The sequence below is a fragment of the Rhizobium sp. BK275 genome, assembly GCF_014193555.1.
Taxonomy (GTDB): domain Bacteria; phylum Pseudomonadota; class Alphaproteobacteria; order Rhizobiales; family Rhizobiaceae; genus Rhizobium.
Map to the genome: position 1 here is coordinate 1 of NZ_JACHZL010000013.1, position 17,761 is coordinate 17,761.

General features: G+C 59.9%; 18 protein-coding genes. 8 read left to right on the forward strand and 10 right to left on the reverse strand.

Features of this window, described 5'->3' with window-relative positions; all coding sequences use genetic code 11:
• Positions 1-196: 196 nt before the first annotated feature.
• Complete coding sequence (locus tag FHT82_RS29665; RefSeq protein ID WP_183736296.1) at positions 197-2,086, reverse strand: sugar phosphate isomerase/epimerase and 4-hydroxyphenylpyruvate domain-containing protein; 1,890 nt, start codon at positions 2,084-2,086, stop codon at positions 197-199.
• 236 nt (positions 2,087-2,322) lie between these two features.
• Here FHT82_RS29665 and FHT82_RS29670 point away from each other — a divergent pair, with 236 nt between their 5' ends.
• From FHT82_RS29670 to FHT82_RS29695, 6 genes are all read left to right on the forward strand, one after another.
• Entirely contained in the window at positions 2,323-3,153 is an 831-nt protein-coding gene (locus tag FHT82_RS29670) for a transporter substrate-binding domain-containing protein (protein ID WP_183736297.1), read from the forward strand.
• 98 nt (positions 3,154-3,251) lie between these two features.
• The gene (aroQ, locus tag FHT82_RS29675; protein WP_183736298.1) at positions 3,252-3,704 is read left to right on the forward strand and encodes a type II 3-dehydroquinate dehydratase; all 453 of its coding nucleotides are present in this window, start codon (positions 3,252-3,254) and stop codon (positions 3,702-3,704) included.
• Positions 3,701-4,369 (forward strand): amino acid ABC transporter permease, encoded by a 669-nt coding sequence (locus tag FHT82_RS29680; RefSeq protein WP_183736299.1) that lies wholly within the window; start codon positions 3,701-3,703, stop codon positions 4,367-4,369. The genes aroQ and FHT82_RS29680 overlap by 4 nt, the downstream gene beginning before the upstream one ends.
• 7 nt (positions 4,370-4,376) lie before the next feature.
• On the forward strand, positions 4,377-5,021 hold the full coding sequence (locus FHT82_RS29685) for an amino acid ABC transporter permease (protein ID WP_183736300.1): 645 nt from the start codon (positions 4,377-4,379) through the stop codon (positions 5,019-5,021).
• A gap of 80 nt (positions 5,022-5,101) precedes the next feature.
• Positions 5,102-5,830 (forward strand): amino acid ABC transporter ATP-binding protein, encoded by a 729-nt coding sequence (locus tag FHT82_RS29690; RefSeq protein ID WP_183736351.1) that lies wholly within the window; start codon positions 5,102-5,104, stop codon positions 5,828-5,830.
• Positions 5,831-5,848: 18 nt separating this feature from the next.
• Positions 5,849-6,706 (forward strand): shikimate dehydrogenase, encoded by an 858-nt coding sequence (locus FHT82_RS29695; protein ID WP_183736301.1) that lies wholly within the window; start codon positions 5,849-5,851, stop codon positions 6,704-6,706.
• A 233-nt stretch (positions 6,707-6,939) separates the two neighbouring features.
• Here the strand turns inward: FHT82_RS29695 and FHT82_RS29700 are convergent, their stop codons facing one another.
• The 4 genes from FHT82_RS29700 to FHT82_RS29715 form a co-directional block, all read right to left on the reverse strand.
• A complete protein-coding gene (locus FHT82_RS29700; RefSeq protein WP_183736302.1) occupies positions 6,940-7,491 on the reverse strand; it encodes a hypothetical protein in 552 nt (183 codons plus the stop codon).
• Position 7,492: 1 nt separating this feature from the next.
• Positions 7,493-7,825 (reverse strand): hypothetical protein, encoded by a 333-nt coding sequence (locus tag FHT82_RS29705; protein ID WP_183736303.1) that lies wholly within the window; start codon positions 7,823-7,825, stop codon positions 7,493-7,495.
• A 208-nt stretch (positions 7,826-8,033) separates the two neighbouring features.
• Entirely contained in the window at positions 8,034-8,786 is a 753-nt protein-coding gene (locus FHT82_RS29710; protein WP_183736304.1) for a hypothetical protein, read from the reverse strand.
• Positions 8,787-9,476: 690 nt separating this feature from the next.
• Positions 9,477-9,812, reverse strand: a complete 336-nt coding sequence (locus tag FHT82_RS29715) for a hypothetical protein (protein WP_183736305.1) — start codon at positions 9,810-9,812, stop codon at positions 9,477-9,479.
• Positions 9,813-10,072: 260 nt separating this feature from the next.
• Between FHT82_RS29715 and FHT82_RS29720 the strand changes: the two genes are divergently transcribed.
• On the forward strand, positions 10,073-11,986 hold the full coding sequence (locus FHT82_RS29720; RefSeq protein ID WP_183736306.1) for an adenylate/guanylate cyclase domain-containing protein: 1,914 nt from the start codon (positions 10,073-10,075) through the stop codon (positions 11,984-11,986).
• A gap of 986 nt (positions 11,987-12,972) precedes the next feature.
• On the opposite strand, the gene FHT82_RS29725 is transcribed toward FHT82_RS29720, so the two are convergent.
• The 4 genes from FHT82_RS29725 to FHT82_RS29740 all read right to left on the reverse strand — a co-directional run bounded on the left by FHT82_RS29725 (position 12,973) and on the right by FHT82_RS29740 (position 16,546).
• Positions 12,973-14,379, reverse strand: a complete 1,407-nt coding sequence (locus FHT82_RS29725) for an adenylate/guanylate cyclase domain-containing protein (RefSeq protein ID WP_183736307.1) — start codon at positions 14,377-14,379, stop codon at positions 12,973-12,975.
• Positions 14,380-14,619: 240 nt separating this feature from the next.
• A complete protein-coding gene (locus FHT82_RS29730) occupies positions 14,620-14,979 on the reverse strand; it encodes a cupin domain-containing protein (protein ID WP_183736308.1) in 360 nt (119 codons plus the stop codon).
• Between the two features lie 161 nt (positions 14,980-15,140).
• A complete protein-coding gene (locus FHT82_RS29735) occupies positions 15,141-15,662 on the reverse strand; it encodes a cytochrome P460 family protein (protein WP_183736309.1) in 522 nt (173 codons plus the stop codon).
• 440 nt (positions 15,663-16,102) lie between these two features.
• Complete coding sequence (locus FHT82_RS29740; protein WP_183736310.1) at positions 16,103-16,546, reverse strand: SRPBCC family protein; 444 nt, start codon at positions 16,544-16,546, stop codon at positions 16,103-16,105.
• A gap of 280 nt (positions 16,547-16,826) precedes the next feature.
• On the opposite strand from FHT82_RS29740, the gene FHT82_RS29745 reads away from it, so the two are divergent.
• Entirely contained in the window at positions 16,827-17,264 is a 438-nt protein-coding gene (locus FHT82_RS29745) for a VOC family protein (RefSeq protein WP_183736311.1), read from the forward strand.
• A gap of 36 nt (positions 17,265-17,300) precedes the next feature.
• Here the strand turns inward: FHT82_RS29745 and FHT82_RS29750 are convergent, their stop codons facing one another.
• Positions 17,301-17,732, reverse strand: coding sequence for a helix-turn-helix domain-containing protein (locus FHT82_RS29750; protein WP_183736312.1), 432 nt, complete (start codon positions 17,730-17,732; stop codon positions 17,301-17,303).
• Positions 17,733-17,761: the final 29 nt, after the last annotated feature.

Sequence of the window (17,761 nt, forward strand, 5' to 3'; positions counted from 1 at the left end):
ACGCCGCGAAACGTCTGAAACAGAGTAGAATCAATGTCATGCGCCTTGTCCAGATATTTAAACCGGACAGCAGTGGGACAAGCCCGAGGATGACGGAGGAGGAGTGGATGCCCTGGCATCTCATCTCATCTCATCTCATCTCATCTCATCTCATCTCATCTCATCTCATCTCATCCCATCTCAGCCCAACACGACCTCACCCCGCATCCTTCGGAATCCCCTCCGGCCGCATCTGCTTCTTCAGCGCCGCAATCCTAAAAATCGCATTCGGCGCCCCATAGCCGCGATAGCTCCGCCGCTCCACCACCTCAAAGAAAAACCCCTCCCCATAGGTCCCGCTGTAGAGCTGGAAATATTCCCCCTCGCCATCGCGGTCATAGAGAATGTTCTCCGCCTTCAGCCTCTCGGTCAGCTCCGGGTCCAGCCCGAAGCGGGCTTCGACGTCATCGTAATAGTTCGGCGAGATCGGCAGCGGTCTGAAACCTTTGGCGCGCAGGCGTTCGGCGGTTGCGAAGATATCCTTGGTCGAAAACGCCAGGTGCTGGATACCGGAGCCGAACTTCTCCGCGATGAAATGGCCGGCAAGCGTGCGGCGGTTTTCCGCACCGTTCATGGTAATGCGCAGCGTGCCCGCCTCGTTTTCGATCACCTGGCTGCGCACCACGCCGGCGGGATCGATGATGTCGACGACAGGGGTTTTGCGGGTTTCGAAGATCGAGGTGTAGAAGAGCAGCCAGGTCAGCATCTCGTCATAGGAGACGGTCTGGGCGATATGGTCGATCTGCAGCAGGCCCGCATCTGGGGCCTTGTCCGCTGCCGCCACCGGCTCGAAATCGATCTCGGAGAAACGGCCGAGCGGGCTCTTCTCGTCGATGAGATAGATCAGCCCGCCGCCGACGCCGCGAATGGCCGGCAGCTGCAGTTCGCCTTCGGCCACGGCCTGGGTGAAGGGTTCGGCATCGAGTGCCAGCGCGCGGGCATAGGCCTCAGCGGCATCGTCCACCACCAGCGCCATCGCATAGGCGAAGGTGCCGTGCACGGCATAGGCGGCATTGGCAAAGCCTTCGGGATCGACATTGATGATGATCTTGATATCGCCTTGCTGGAACAGCGTCACCTTCTTGGAGCGATGCACCGCGACCTTGCGGAAACCGAGCGCTTCGAGAATGCCGACGAGTTCCACCGCCTCCTCGTCATCGGTGGCGAATTCGATGAAGCCGACGCCTTTGACGGCGGCTCGCGCAGGCATTTCCACACCGATCGGCGTCTCCACCTTGCGGCGGATCTGGTCGGCGAGATAGATCAGCGAGCGGTGGCCGTCGGCGGCAATCGCCCGTGTCGAGCCGCCGCGGAACTGGTCGTTGAAGATCTCCAGCGAGAAGAAGCCGTCATAACCGGTCGAGGCCACCGCCTCGGTGAATTCGGTGACGGGAAGATCGCCCTCGCCCGGCATGTTGCGGAAATGCCTGGACCAGTAGAGCAGGTCCATATCGATCAGCGGCGCATCGGCGAGCTGCACGATGAAGATCTTTTCCTTCGGGATCGAGCGGATGGAATTGATATCGATCTTGCGCGACAGCGAATGGAAACTGTCGAGGATCAGCCCGACATTCTCGTGATCGGCGCGGCGCACGATCTCCCAGGCGTCGCGATGATCGTTGACAAAGCGACCCCAGGCGAGCGCCTCGTAGCCCACTTTCAGCCCGCGCTTGGCCGCCCGTTCGCCGAGCTCGCGGAAGTCGGCCGCCGCCCGGTCGATGCCGCCGAGGGCTGCCTGCGAGACATTGGAGCAGACGAGCACCATGTCCGTGCCGAGCTCCTGCATGATGTCGAACTTGCGCTCGGCGCGGTCGAAGGTGCGGCTGCGCAGACTGTCCGGCATGCCCTCGAAATCGCGGAAGGGCTGGAAGAGCGTGATGGCGAGGCCGAGATCCCGCGCCATCTTCCCCACATCGGCGGGGCTGCCATCGAAGGCCAGGAAGTCGTTTTCGAAAATCTCCACGCCGTCAAAGCCGGCCCGCGCAATCGCTTCCAGCTTTTCCGGCAGCTCGCCCGAGATCGTCACAGTCGCAATCGAGGTCTTCATATCAGGCAATCCTCCTCGTTCGGGCCGCCATCGGCTGAGGCCGGCGACCCTCCTGACGGCATTATGACGAATGTCGTGAGGATTTCAATTCAATTGACCAAATGAAAAGTCTCATATGATTTTCAAAAACTATGTTGATTTATGGCTTCCCCTCTGGCAAACATTGTTGCGAACAGTCGGGAGAGGATGACTGTGGGGCCGTTTTCGACGGCCATGCAAAAAGGAGGAGAATTCCAATGCTGAAGTCTTTGCTGACGCGGCGTGGCGCCATGCTGGGTGCTGCCGCTCTCGTGGCCGCCATCGGGCTTGCAAACCCGGCTGCCGCCGTCACCCCCGAAGAAATCAAGGCCCGCGGCAAGCTGATCGTCGGCATCCAGGGCGACAACCCGCCATGGGGCTTCGTCACCAGCGCCGGCAAGCAGGATGGCCTGGATGCCGATATCGCCACACTCTATGCCAAGGAACTCGGCGTCGACGTGGAATTCGTGCCGCTGGAAGTGAACAACCGCATTCCGGCGCTGACGACCGGCCGTGTCGACGTGCTCTTCGCCACCATGGCCATGCTGCCGGATCGCGCCAAGGCCGTGCAGTTTTCAAAACCCTATGTCGCCAATGCCATCGTGCTGATCGGCGCCAAATCCGCCTCGATCAAGACCAATGAGGATATGGCGAACCTGACGATCGGCGTCGCCAAGGGTGCTGCTCAGGACACGCAGGTGACGAAGAACGCGCCGCCGACCGCCACGATTCGCCGCTTCGATGGTGACGCGGCAAGCGTCCAGGCGCTCGCCTCCGGCCAGGTGCAGGCGCTCGGCGGCAACATCTTCTACATGGACCGCGTCGAAAAGGCCCGCCCCGGCGAATTCGAAAACAAGCTGGAATTCCAGAAGCTCTATAACGGCGCCTGCACGCGGCTCGGCGAAAAGGAAATCAACGCCTCGATCAACACGTTCATCGACAAGATCAAGGCCAATGGCGAGCTGAAGAAGATCTACGACAAGTGGATGAAGGTGCCGGTTCCGGAATTCCCGGAAAAGCTGGAAGGCATTCCGTTTACGGCGGGCTGAGCGAAACGCCCTGAAAATCCGGATACCAGGGCGGGCATTTCGATGCCCGTCCACGCCATCCCTATGCCTGAAGCCCTGCCCCGTTTGAGGTGCGCGACATGACCAGAACCATCTTCGTCCTCAACGGACCGAACCTGAACCTGCTCGGCGAGCGCGAGCCCACCATCTACGGCTCCACGACGCTTGCCGATATCAGGCAGATGTGCCTCGCGAGAGCAAAGGCGCTCGGCTTCGAAATCGACTTCCGCCAGACGAATTTCGAGGGCGAGCTGGTGGAAAGCATCCATCAGGCCCGCAAGCAGGCCTGCGGCATCATCATCAATCCCGCCGCCTACACCTTCACCTCGATTGCCCTGCTCGATGCGTTGAAAACCTTCGATCCGCCGAAGATCGAGCTGCATATTTCCAATGTCCATGCCCGCGAGGAGATCTACCATAAGTCCCTCGTCTCGCGCATCGCCACCGCCATCATGATCGGTTTTGGCGCCCGCGGTTACGAGCTGGCGATTGAGGCTATGGCCGGCATGGTGGGAGCGGCGAAAGCGGCATGAATTATCAACTGGATTTCACGCCCGTCATCGACGGGTTGCCGAGCCTGCTGCTCGGCTGTCTCGGCACCTTCCTGCTGGCGCTCTGCGGCATGGTGCTCGCCGTCGTCATCGGCGTCGGCGGCGTAGCGCTGAGGGATTCGCATATCAAGGCGGTGCGCTGGCTGGTGATCGGCTTTGTCGAGCTCATCCGCAACACGCCCTTCCTGGTGCAGATCTTCTTTCTCTTCTTCGCCCTGCCGCTGATCGGCATTCGCCTCGACCCGACGCCGACGGCAATCATCGCGCTCGGCATCAATGGCGGCGCCTATGCGATCGAGATCATCAGGGGCGGCGTGCAATCCATCCCCAAGGGGCAGATGGAAGCGGGCCTGGCGCTCGGCCTGCACAAGGTCCAGGTGTTCCGGCTGATCATCCTCAAGCCGGCGCTGCGCGCGATCTACCCGTCGCTGACCAGCCAGTTCGTGCTGCTGACGCTCTCGACCAGCATCTGCTCGGCCATCTCGGCCTATGAACTGACATCGGTCGCGCAGCGCATCGAATCCGACAGCTTCCGCAGCTTCGAGGTCTATTTCACCGTGACCGTGTTCTACCTCGTCATTTCCTGGCTGATGATGCGCCTCTTCGCGCTCTTCTCGGCCCGCTATTTCACCTATCCGGTCAAGTGAGGGCACCATGGGCAGCGAAGAATTCATCTTCCTTCTGATCGGCCTGAAATGGACCGTGCTTCTCTCCGCCGTCGGCTTCGTCTGCGGCTGCATTGCCGGGCTTTGCGTGGCGCTCGCGCGCACTTCCGGCATGCCGTGGCTGGAGCGGCTGACCTCGGCCTATATCGCCGTCTTCCAGGGCACGCCGCTGCTCATGCAGCTCTTCGTCACCTACTATGGGCTGGCGCTGATCGGCTTCAAGCTCGACGCCTGGGAAGCGGTGGCGATCGGCCTGACGCTGCATGCCAGCGCCTATCTCGGCGAGATCTGGCGCGGCTCCATCGAGGCCGTGCCGCGCGGCCAGACGGAGGCGGCAAAGGCGCTCAGCCTCAGATATGTCTCGCGCATGAAGGATGTGATCCTGCCGCAGGCGATCCGCATCTCGCTGCCGGCAACGATCGGCTTCCTGGTGCAGCTCATCAAGGGCACTTCGCTTGCCTCCATCGTCGGTTTCACGGAGCTGACGCGGGCCGGCAACATCGTCTCCAACCAGATCTTCCAGCCGCTGACCGTCTTCGGCATCGTCGGCATCCTCTATTTCCTGATGTGCTGCCCGCTGACGATCATCGGCGCGCGACTGGAGCGGCGCTTCAACGCCGCCCATGCACGATGACGCACATTGCGATCGGAACCAACACCATGACCACAGCAACAGCAACAGCACCCGCTCTCAACGCCGCCACCGGCGAAACCATGATCACCATGAGCCATGTGGAGAAATGGTACGGCGCCTTCCAGGCCCTGCACGACATCAATATCGAGGTGCACAGAGGCGAGCGCATCGTGCTCTGCGGCCCCTCCGGCAGCGGAAAATCGACGCTGATCCGCTGCATCAACCATCTGGAGACCTACGAGAAGGGCGAGATCCGCGTCGGCGGCATCCTGCTCGGCAATCAGGCCAAGGCGATCGATGCGATCAGGCGCGAAGTCGGCATGGTCTTCCAGCAGTTCAACCTCTTCCCGCATCTGACCGTGCTGGAAAACTGCATGCTGGCGCCGATGCGGGCGCTGGGCGTAACGAAAGCCGAAGCCGAAGACCGCGCCCGCCAGCTTCTGGCGCGCGTGAAAATTTCCGAACAGGCGGCCAAATATCCGGTGCAGCTCTCGGGCGGCCAGCAGCAGCGCGTGGCGATCGCCCGTGCGCTCTGCATGCGCCCCAAGGTGATGCTCTTCGACGAGCCGACCTCCGCGCTCGATCCCGAAATGGTCAAGGAAGTGCTGGATACGATGATCAGCCTTGCCGAGGAAGGCATGACGATGATCTGCGTGACCCATGAAATGGGCTTTGCCCGCCAGGTCGCCAACCGGGTGATCTTCATGGCAAGCGGCGCGATCGTGGAAGAAGCCGCCCCGGCGGAATTCTTCACCAATCCGCGCCATGAGCGCACCCGCAAATTCCTCGGCGAAATCCTGCGCAATTAGGATCGGAAGGACGCTTTCATGCCCGAACCGTCGCGCACACGCCCGCTCGAAATTAGCGGCACCACACGGCTGATCGCCCATCTCGGCTACCCGACGGAGAGCTTCAAGGCGCCGCTGATTTACAACCCCTATTTCAAGGAACAGGGCATCGACGCCGTCGTCGTGCCCATGGGCTGCAAACCCAGGGATTACCCCGATTTCCTGAGGCTGGTCTTCCGCCTGTCAAACATCCACGGGGCGCTGATCACCATGCCCCACAAGATCACCACGATGGGCCTGCTGGACGAGATCTCCACCAACGCCCGCGTCGCCGGCTCCTGCAACGCCGTCAAGCTCGGCGCGGACGGCAAACTCATCGGCGACATGTTCGACGGCGAAGGTTTCGTGCGCGGCCTCAAACGCAAGGGCCAGACGATCGCGGGCGCCAGCGCCCTCATGGTCGGCGCCGGCGGCGTCGGCTCGGCCATCGCAGCATCGCTGGCCAGCGCCGGCCTCACCCACCTCGCCCTCCACGACGACAACGAGGCGGCGCTGGACGGCCTGAAGACCCGCCTCAACACCTGGTATCCGCAAATGCAGGTCACGACCGGCGGCAACGACCCGGATGGATTCGACATCGTCATCAACGCCACGCCGCTCGGCATGCGCAAGGATGATCCCTTGCCGCTGGATGTGACGCGATTGTCGGCGGCAACTTTCGTGGGTGAAGTGGTGATGAAGGAGGAGATTACGCCGTTTCTCGCCGCGGCAAGGGAGAGAGGATGCCGGTATCAGGTGGGGACGGATATGCTGTTTGAGCAGATACCGGCTTATCTGGAGTTTTTTGGGTTTCAGACGACGACTGCGGAGGAGTTGAGGCGGGTGGCGCGGTTGTGAGGGGTTATTTGCGGCTGGCGAAGCTGAAGTCGGCTTGGGACTGAAGCTCTCATCGCCCCATAACAGGGCGGTGGGGGACGGAGATCCCAATCGCTTCATGTTCTTCGCCACCCGCACACGCATGCCATCCGGGGTCGGAGAAGGTCGGGATTCGGAAGGGTGGATTTCAGCCGCCGTGTGACGCACAGGTAGCCACGGTCGAGAGGGCGATGTCGCGCTAGAATTGCGCCCGTTCAAGCAACCGCGCAAGTCGGAAGATCAATAGCCTCCAGCGCATCACGGTGTTGTTCATCCTGCGGGCAGATATGTCGCATCGGACCATAAAGATTTGCGAATAGAACGCCTATGGCAGCTCTGCGATCATTTCTACGTTGAGCCTTCGTTCCGTTGGCCACTGTCTGGCGCATTTCGATCTGGAAGTGGACATCCTGGCCGGCTTCAGGTTTCCAAACACAGCTAACGCTATAATGCGTCATCGGTATTGCTCGCGCTGCTCCAGCCGTGAACTCGTAGAAGCCAAGATAATGTACTTCCTCAGTTAGCGGTTCTGGATCGCGATTATGCCTCTCTCGAAATCGCTCGTTCTTGCTGGTCGCAGCGATTGCACCATAGCCATGCACCCCTTCAGAATTCCGGCACAGAAACTTCGAAGCGACAGACATGGCGTATGTTGTGCCGTCTGGCTGACTGTCGAACTTCAGGAGCAATTCTTCATCGAAGATCCCGGCAGGGGTGATAAATTTCGGATAGTGCACAGCACGGCAGACCAGATCTCCGTCGAACATGTTAATCCGTCGTTGTCGCCGAAATGGGCTTTGCCCCGATCACGCCTACGAGTTTAGCGTACGCTTCCGCATCTTGATCAGACATGATCTCATGAACACATCGAACCTTCAGGCTTTTATTCAGATCCATCACGTCGACCTGTTCCGGGTCGATGGTTAGATAACGCTTGAGTGTGCCGTAGTCCCAGGTGAAAACAACGGCCTCTCCATCTTGCGGCAGAACCTTTGGCGGATCGATATCGAAATTCTCGGCGAGGACGGCCAGAAACTCCGAGGCGCGCGTAATGGACGACGGATCGACGTGAAAGTCATGATCGGGCGGCAGCGCGCTCATGTTCCGAAGAGCTTGCTGCAGAGCAGAAAACTTCGCGGCTCGGGGGCTGTTTCCGTTTGTTGCCAGCGAGACGAAACAATTACTAGCGATGCTCTCATAAACAGACCGATAGTCTGGATTTGATGACACGCTCATAGGCGAGTAGAATATAGCCGATGAGGACGCCGGGGCCTTGAAGTACTTCGATTTCGATATACGCATAGCCATTTCAGTCTGCCAACGCTTTTGGGGATCTCAATTCGGCAAGCCGTATCAACTCTTGAGATAGTTCCTTGAAAATGGTGATCTGGTGCTTGCTATCAATAGTTCGGCCATCTGGTACTGTGTTTATGTCGAGGGTAAGCGAACAACCGAAACGCTGTTTTGAGACCGGAATTGCCTGTCCAGCGCCGGCGAATTGGTTAATCTCAAACATAAACTGCTGAGTAGCAGCAACGCCAAAGCGCATGAGGCGATTCATGAAACCGCCAGCTTTAAGCGCTTTGCGCCTGTTGATCTGCAAAATCGGATCAGAAAAATCGGGAAGATCCAAAGCGTATTCAGCGGTTTCAAGAAACAGTGAATACGCTTCCGCGTCGTTCTTCACAGGTGCGACAAGGTTGGCTACGACCGATTGCCTGACGGCCACCGGCCATTCAATCGCGGCTTTTGGAATGGCTTCCAGTACACCCTGTATTTCGTCTACCGTCTCAAGAAGCGTAATATCTTGATCAAGCTCTTGCTGGAATGCCGAAATAATCAGATCCACCCTGCCCGGCTGGACCTGCAACTGGAATTGTCTGTTCTCGATTACGCCGTCTGCGGTGCTTAAAAATGGGTTCGCGGGACTTGGTACCTTGTTTCGCTGGCTTGTGTCCGGCTCATCGCCTACCAATGCCTGATAGAGCGCTTCCGCGCGCAGGTTTTCTACGGAGGTCAAAAACCAAACGAACTGGACAGACTGTGAGCCCCAGACGGCCATTCTTATGCGTTCCCTCTATTGGCGACACTGTTGCAAGATAACTGCGCGAAATGCAACGCCTGCGCACGCAGCAAGCAAAACAAATCCCGAGCTTTGTTTCATATAATTCTTACCTGAAGGTTGTGGGAGGGACATCACGGCATGTTGAGGACTGCAACCAACGCTCTGTGTGCTACCGCTTCCTGTCATACGCCCACGTGCGATACGAAAGAAGGTTTGGCTGCGCTGGACGGCAAGGCTTGGGCGGACGGGAGTGTAACAGCTCGACGTCTTTGATAAGGGGCTTTGACGTCGGCGGCTTGTCATACCGACACCGGCGGCCCACCACCTCAGAAAATATAAGGGGTTCGCTTGACTCGATACACAGGCGAACCCTTAAACCTACGGATGCTGCTTCTTGAAAGCTATGTTATCGAAGGCTACATCGGCAATTAGCTCGATTGCCCCACCGCCAGATTCGTCATTTAGTGGGTACTCTACATCGTAAAGACTCAGGTCCCCTCCGGCGTCTTCTTCGGCGCAAATCAGGTCGCCAAAATCGACCTCAATAACCCCGAATAACTGTCAGGCATATCTCCGAACATCTGTCAGGTATGTATCCGGGCTTTACAACAAGCACAGAGATGAGGGAGGAGAGGGTTGCGCCTCTCCGCTCTTGCCGGCAGCATCACCCCTCCCACACCCCCTCACCTACAACTTGCACCCCTTCGACAACGCAGCACTCTCCATCGCCGAAACCTTGCCCTTCGACACCGCGACCTCGCCTTCCTTGTCGCCACCGGCAACACTGCCGATCGGCACGCCGACCAGAAACACGCCGAAAGCATCCCCATTAGCCGCCGAGATCTGCTGCTTCGACAGGTCGTCGAGCTTCTTCTTTTCCTTGGCATGTTCGCTGGCAAGCTGCGGGCAGCCGAGATTGGTATAGGCCTGCATCGGGATATCGGCCTGGACGATGGCGTCAGGTCTTTTCGCGCAGGACGTGAGTGCTGCGGCAAGAGCCGCGGCGAGAATGATTTTTTTCATGAGATAACCCCAGTTAGCAGCCGATCTCTAGCATTGCCGCCCGCCTGGCGCGAGTAACGCGGAAGAACAACCACAGAAGAATTCTTGGGGTGTGGCCGGTGGTCTCTTGTCGGCGGCGCAGGCCTGCTTGCATGACTGCCTTGTGCAAGCCCTCAAAAAGCGGTTAGCTGCGGCCGCTGGGTACGCTCATTCCTGCACGGCCGGACAAGTATTGAGATGAAACGCGTGCTGAAACGCGCCCGCATTTCGGGGGAAATCTCGTGCTCTGGTCCAAACCCTTAAGGCTGCATCTCGGCGTCCTGGTCATCGCATCGCTGCTTTGCACGTCGATGCCGATCATCTGGCTGGCCTTCAGCCGCGGAAGCGACGCTGCGGTCAGCGCCGGCGTGCAGCAGATGCGCGGGATGAGCCTGCGGCTGATCGAGGGATATCGCAATACGCTGCAGGGCGGCACGGAGGCGGTGGCGCTGGCAGCCACCCTGCCGCAGCTCGCCTCCCCGCCGCCTCAGGATATCGAGGCCAAGCAGCAATTCTTTCTGGAGGTTCTGCGAAACGTCCCCAATGCGACCAGCATCTACACCGGTTATCCCGATGGCTCGTATCTGCAGGTCATCAACGCAGCAAGGCAGGATGTTCGCCGGACGCTCGCAGCACCTGACGGGACGGCCTTCGCGATCAGGACGATCGCCGAGAGACAAAGCGCCGATGTCATCTCGACGCTTCGGTTTCTCGATAGCGAGGCAAGACCGATCGGCGAGCGGGACGTCGACTCCGCATCCTTCGATCCGCGCCAGCGCCCGTGGTATCAATCCGTCGTTCAGGACGGCGTGCCGGTGTCCGTCGGACCCTATGTTGCAGGCACGCTCAAGGTTCCGACGCTGACGATCGCAGCACCGATGCGGGACAATATCAAGGTGGTCGTCGGCATCAACATCCACCTGCAGACCGTCAGCCGCCTGCTCGACGCGCGCCAGATTTCGCCGCGTGCCCGCGCCTATATCATCGACGCCGGCGATGATCTCGTCGCCCATTCCGACCCTGATATCATGAGCAGGATCATCGAAATATGGTCGAGAGCATCAGGTACCTTCGACGCGACGGCAAACGGCTTCGACACGAGCGTCGAAACCGTGGCAAGGCTCAGGCGCGATCCCGCCTTTGCCAATGGCGGCCTGGCCCGCGTCGAGCTCGATGGCGAAGCCCATCTCGTGCAGATCGCCCCCGTCGGCGTGTCCGGCCTGTTCCAGGGAAGTGCCGCCGCAATCGTCGTGCCGATGGAGGACCTGGTGGCCGAGGCCAACCGGCTGCTCCTCCACAATCTGCTGATTGCGAGCGCCTTCCTGATCGCCGGTGTCGCCGCCTCGGTCATCCTGTCGCGCATGGTCAGCCGCTCCCTCAACCGGCTTGCGGGCGAGGCCCGCCGGATCGGCGATCTCGATTTCGGCGAAAAGCCTGTGAGCCATTCCTGGATCACCGAGATCAACACGCTGGCAACTGCGCTCGCCGCCAGCCGCCACGCCATCAGCCAGTTTGCCCTCTATGTGCCGCGCGAAGTCGTGAGGCGCATCGTCAATCCCGGAGGGCAAGCGGTGGTCAAGGCGAGGCGCCAGGACGTGACCGTGCTCTTCACCGATATCAGGGATTTCACCACCATATCCGAACAGCATTCGCCCGAAGACGTGGTCGATACGCTGTCGGCCTATTTCGAGATCCTGAACACAACAGCCGAGCGCAATGGCGGCACAGTCGTGCAATATCTCGGCGACTCCATCTTCGTCATGTGGAACGCCCCCGTCGAAGATGTTGACCATGCCGAACACGGCTGCCGCTGCGCACTCGCCATGAAGGCCGCAATCGACGAGCTGAACGAGGAAAACAGAGCAAATGGCCGCCCCGAACTCGTCACCCGCTTCGGCCTGCACACCGGCCCCGCCGTCGTCGGCAGTTTCGGCGCAATCTCGCGCCAGCAATACACGGCCATGGGCGACACGATCAACGTCGCCTCGCGGCTGGAAGGGCTGAACAAGCAATACGATACGTCGATCCTGGTGAGTGCGGCCATCCGCGATGCGGTCGGCGAACGGTTCGAGCTGCGGCCGCTGGGCCTGGTGCAACTCAAGGGGCGGGCTGAGAAAGTCGACCTGTGGGAGCTTGTTGGAGAGATCGGCGGGTAGACTGGCCGCCGCAACCGACGTCCATGCTGTGGGGCAACGCTCGGCTTGAGCGGAACCTGCACGAAAAAGCCGCCAAGGGGTGTTGGCGGCTGATCAGGAGAAAGGGTCGAAAAGGGTGCTCCGACTCTGAAAAAGACACCCTTTTCGCGCTGATCCTGGAGTCATCAGCGGAACAAAAACTAGCGGCCAGATCGCCGCCTTCAATCGGACTAAAGTCCCACATTGCATATCGGCTCGCCAGCGGAAACCGCTCGAACGCATATGACATCAAAGCGCAGACGCCCCCTTGCGACAGCGCAAGTATCCTCACCTGCCGCCCGGTGCCCTGTGAAAGATGACGGGTTCTGTCATTCCACTCATACAGTCCTATATCTTCAACACCGGAGCAGACCACCGCACACCGGGCACCTCCCGCAAATGGTGTCGCAATGACATATGAAGCCGACATGGTGATAGTGTGGGATCAGGTCTCACGAGGAGTAGCGATTGTCTTTCGGGGTAAGCCACACTATCTGGACGGGCCTTTCTCGGACAGAAGGAGCGGGATACGTGCTGCAGAATGGTACTGCGCCCGATTGGGATGGCGTGACGCAAAGGTTAAACGACTTCCGGTACCTGCCCCCATCATCATTTGAGCGAGAACGAATACGCGCACGGTCTGCTCGTTTAGGCTTGGTCAAATCATAGGTATCGTCACAACAAGGACGCCTATGAGCGCAGCTGTAAGCACCGATGTTTCGATCAGAAAGATTGCGATTTGCCTTCCCGTCAGGCCAGGAAAAAATTGCTGCATGATTTGCCTCTTCTTAGAAAAATTTATTCTACAAGCGCACCGTATCATTGTTTGGCGCCAAATATTTTTTTATTTTCGAAAATGCTAAAGTTTTTAGCGTTCGACCCGGCAAACGTTTGGTTGCCGCTCGCGAACCGGTCCGACGACGCGGCGAGGCTTTTCACTGCGATGGCATGTCATTGCGCAGCCCCCTTCACGACAGCGCAAAAATTCGCACTTCCCGCCCGATGCCATGAAGCTCCTCCATCCGCGACACCGAGCTGATGCCGCCGTCGCGCAATATTTCCGTGACCTGCTCGTTGCCGACCACCGCTTCCGTCGTCAGGATCACATGCGGCTCGGCGAGCTCCTGCACACGCGAGGCGATATTGACGGTCTGGCCGAAATAGTCCTGCCGGTCGTTCATGTTGACGGCAAGGCATGGTCCCTCGTGGATGCCGATCTTCAGGAGAAGATCCTCGCTTCCGCGTTCGGCGTTCAGCTGCAGCATGGCTTCGCGCATCCGAAGTGCGGCCGCCACCGCGCGGTCCGGGCTCGGGAAGGTCGCCATCACGGCATCGCCGATGGTTTTCACGACTGCGCCGGCCTCGGCCGCGACGATCTCGTGCAGAACCCTGAAATGCGTGCGCACCAGATCGAAGGCCGAGAGATCGCCGACACGCTCGTAAAGGGCGGTCGAGCCCCTGAGGTCGGTGAAGAGGAAGGTCAGGCTGGTGATCTTCAGGCGCTGGTCGACATCGAGCGTATCGGTCCGGTAGATGTCGCGAAAATTCTGGTTCGTCAAAAGCCGCTTGGCCGTCAGGAAGGGTCGCCTGTGGCCCAATATGTCGTGCAGCTCGTCTCCCGCGACGCAGACATTCGGCAGCACCCTGCGATCGGTGTGGTTTTCCAGCGTCAGCCGCAGCGGGCCGGGGCGCAGGACAAGCGTCTCGTTCGCCGCATGGCCTTGGCCGAGGACCATCGACAGGTTCTGTCGCTCCTCCGTCGGCTCGCCCTGCACGTCGATGAACTGCGCCGAATGCGTCACCGCATCGAAGATGATGACGAATTGCGCCGGCAGCTGCAGCGAGACGAGCGCTCGCTCGCCCGGCTCCAGCTCGACCTCCTCCAGAAGGACGTGCGAGAACCTTTCTTCGAGATTGTCAGGCAGGTCGACGCCGGTGCTGAAAAAGATCTGCCGGTAATATTCGAGCGAAGGCAACCGGTCGGGGTCGTGGGCGGCGATCTTGCGCACGCGCGGACTGACCGTGAAGGACACCTCGACCATTTCATCGAGGGTCGGCTCGTAACCGGCCGCGCAGAGCGCGCAATGATAGCATTCCCGATCGACGGTTTTCAGGGTGGCACCACTGTCGAGCACGCCGCCGCATCCGGGGCAAAGCACGTTCCAGGTCATCTCGAACGCCCCCATGCGGGCAGCATGGAGAAAGGCCGCGATCACCTTCTCTTCATCGAGATGATGCGCCCCGGCGAAGGCCAGCGCATTGATGCGGTTGAGTTCTCGATCGGCGCCATGCCTGACGACATTTTCGATGCAGTCGACCGTCTCGGGGTCGGCCGCCTGTCGCAGGGCCGAAAAAAGCACGTCCATTTCACTCATCGGACAAGCCTCTGTGCACGCAACGCCACGGCTGACGAGGCCGCCGGCAACGAAGGATTATATCACGGAATCCGCCGATATCGTGCATCAATGGGGACAACGCCGGATCGAAGGCTGTTTTTTGATCCGCAGTTGCCATGGGATGCTCGGCATACAAGCAATACGGGAATAATCGATCGGCGGCCGATCAGAGAGGGACGATGCGGATAATCAAGCTTCCCCACAACGTGAGCCGAGCCCCTATTTCCGGATCGGTCCGAAGTTCTGGTCGGGGTAATGGATCGTTTCCTCACCCGGCCGGCGTGAGCCGACAGCCAGGAAGCTGCCCGGCTGGTCCGACCGGTTCCGTATGTGATGTCCGTTTGGCTCACCCGCCGGAAAGGCGGCGAACATGCCGGGAGTCAGCTCATGAAGACCATTATCGTCGAGCAATGTCAGTGTGCCTTCGAGCACGTATATGAATTCGTCCTCAACCGCGTGCCAGTGGCGGAGTGACGACCACGCTCCCGGGTCAAGCCGCACGTGGTTGACGCCGAACTGTGTCAGCAAGAGTGGTTTCGCCAACCTCAATTCAGCCATACCGGCGAAGCGCTCGGGCATAATCTGGCCCTCATAGCTGGGGCTCGGCGTGCGCGGTGCCGTCGCAAGATTACCTATGCGGCTCTGGACATTGCTCTGGTCTCCGGTGAGTAAATCCTCCACTGCACGGTGGACAGTTATTTAATCTCTTCGTTGACGCGGGAAAAGGCACGATACGCCTCTCAGGGTGCGTACCGGCTGAACACGAAGTCGCGGTCCTTGACGACCGTGTGACAGGCAAAGCAGGCTTCGGGCATTGCCGTAGCGGAGGGTTTGCCGTCATCGAATTCGACATAACCCCAGCCGCCGGTCGAGGCGAACTTCTTTGCATCCTTGACCATGAACTGCACGCCGTTCTTGGGCAATCCCGCGACAAAGGACTGGGGAGCGCCGAAGGCTGCTTTGCTTTCCTCCAGCGGGTGATAATCCCAGGCAAGGCGTCCGATGATGGTGCCGTCGGGATAGGTAGCGGCCCCCTCCCGGAAGGCCGTGATCGCAATGTCGTTGCCCAGGACAGCTCTGATATCGTCGAGCTTGCCCTCCTCATGCGCCACAGTGATCAGCCGCCAGTCGCGGTAACCGGCGGGCAGTGTCGTCAGGGCCGGCGCGCGCGCGGCGTCGGCCTCCCCGGATGCTGTGGCATCGTAACCGATCAGGCCGGTCACCAGACCGGCCGCCAAGGACACCGTGATAATCTGCTTCATCGAAAGAACTCTCCTGCCATTAGAGCGCCGTGCGTCCATTCGGACGCACTAAGGACGCTCTAACTCTTGAATCTACGCATCAGGCTTTCCGAAAACCGTATCCGATTTTCGGGCCGATGCTGTAAGCGACGAAGCGATCCTCGCAGATATTCCGGCAGGCGAAATCATACTTTGATATGGTGGACACTGTCCCGTGACGGACCCTACAGGCCCTGCCGAGCCGGAAAGGGTTATCCTCTACCAGGGGCGGCCCGCCATCGTGCTTGCCGTCAACAAAAGCGGACACGCAGGGCTTCGGCGGTTCGAAATCCCTTCCCCCGAAAGCGCAATCCGCAACCGGCTCCGTCACCCCTTTTCGCCCTTTGTAGCGGGCAGAAGCACACATGGAAAAGGCCGGCTCCGCAGCTTTGCAGACCCGGCTTCCCTTTACGTTTTGACGCCTATTCCTGAATATCGGGCTCGACCAGACGGGCAAGGTTGCGCAGCGATTCCTGCCAGCCGAGATAGCAGGCCTCCGGCGGGATGAGGTCAGGGATGCCAGCCTGCACCACATGGAGTTCGGTGCCGACCGAAACCTTCGTCAGGGTCACCGTCACGTCCATTTCGCCGGGCAGGTTGGCGTCGTCGAACGTGTCGGTGTAGCGAAGCTTCTGGCCGGGAACGAGTTCCAGATACTCACCGCCGAAGGAATGGCTGTGGCCGGTGGTGAAGTTGCGGAAAGACATCTTGTGTGTGCCTCCCACGATCGGTTCCAGATGGTGGACCGTGCAGACAAAGCCGTTGGGGGGAAGCCATTTGGCAACGGCATCGGCTTCCAGGAAGGCGCGATAGACCTTGTCCGGGGTGGTTGCCAGGACGCGGTGAAGGCGAATTGTGCTTGGCATGATGATTCTCCCTTTGGATTGAACTGTGGCAATGTCTCTAAGACGGGCCTGATCTGGCCGATCCGACACGGCGCTCGACTTTTTTGCTTCCGCCCTCTCGCCTGCCCGCGATGGGGGACCGCATCCCGACCTTCCGCCGAGGCGGTGCATGTTTCAAGCTTGCGACGTGGAAAACAGCCGATCGGGCGCGGATGGCTGTCGGCATTGGCCTGCCTCAAACGTTCTTTGCTGGACGAGGCGACACCTTGTCGATTGAAACGATAGTTTGGAGATTAAAAGCATGGCGCTCAAGCGGATGGACAATGTAGGAATCGTCGTCGAAGACCTGGACGTGACGATCGATTTCTTTCGCGAACTCGGCCTCAATCTCGAAGGGCGGGCCATGATCGAGGGAGAATGGGCCGGACGCATCACCGGACTGGGCGATCAGCGTGTCGAGATCGCCATGATGCGCACACCTGACGGACACAGCCGGCTGGAGCTCTCCCGCTTCCTCGCCCCTCGCGTCGTCGCAGATCACCGCAACGCCCCGGTCAACGCGCTCGGCTACCTCCGCGTCATGTTCGCCGTCGATGATCTCGACGACACGCTTGAAAGGCTGCGTGCGCGCGGCGCTGAGCTCGTCGGCGAAGTCGTCCAGTATATGGAGGCGTACCGGCTCTGCTACATCCGCGGGCCTGAAGGGATTCTCATCGGGCTCGCCCAGGAACTCGGCTGAGCACATATCGATCGGGGTGCTCCAGTGCCCCGATCTTTACCCGCCCTTCCCTTTCCGCGCCGCCTTGCCGGCGCTCGCCCGCTTGCCCGCCACCTCCACCAGCCGGCGAAAGGTCGGGCATTCCATATGCGAGGGCGCCGGGCATTCGGCCACGTGCCGCAGCGTGTCGCGCAGCGCCGAGAGCTGGCGGATCTGGCGGTCGATTTCGTCGGCCTTCTCGTGGAGCGTTGCGCGCGGCAGGTCCGGGCCGCCGGTCCTGCCGAACATGCCCGATATCTCCTCTAATGAGAAACCGGCCATCTTGCCCATCGAAATCAGCGTCAGCTGCAACAGTACCTCGGGCGGGAACTGCCGGCGCAAGCCGTGGCGGAAGACCGACGTGATGAGCCCGACCTCCTCGTAATAGCGCAGCGCCGAGGGCTTGATTCCGCTTCTTGCGGAGACCTCTCCGATATCCAGAAATTTCATGGTTGACCTCAAGTCGGCTTGAATTGGTA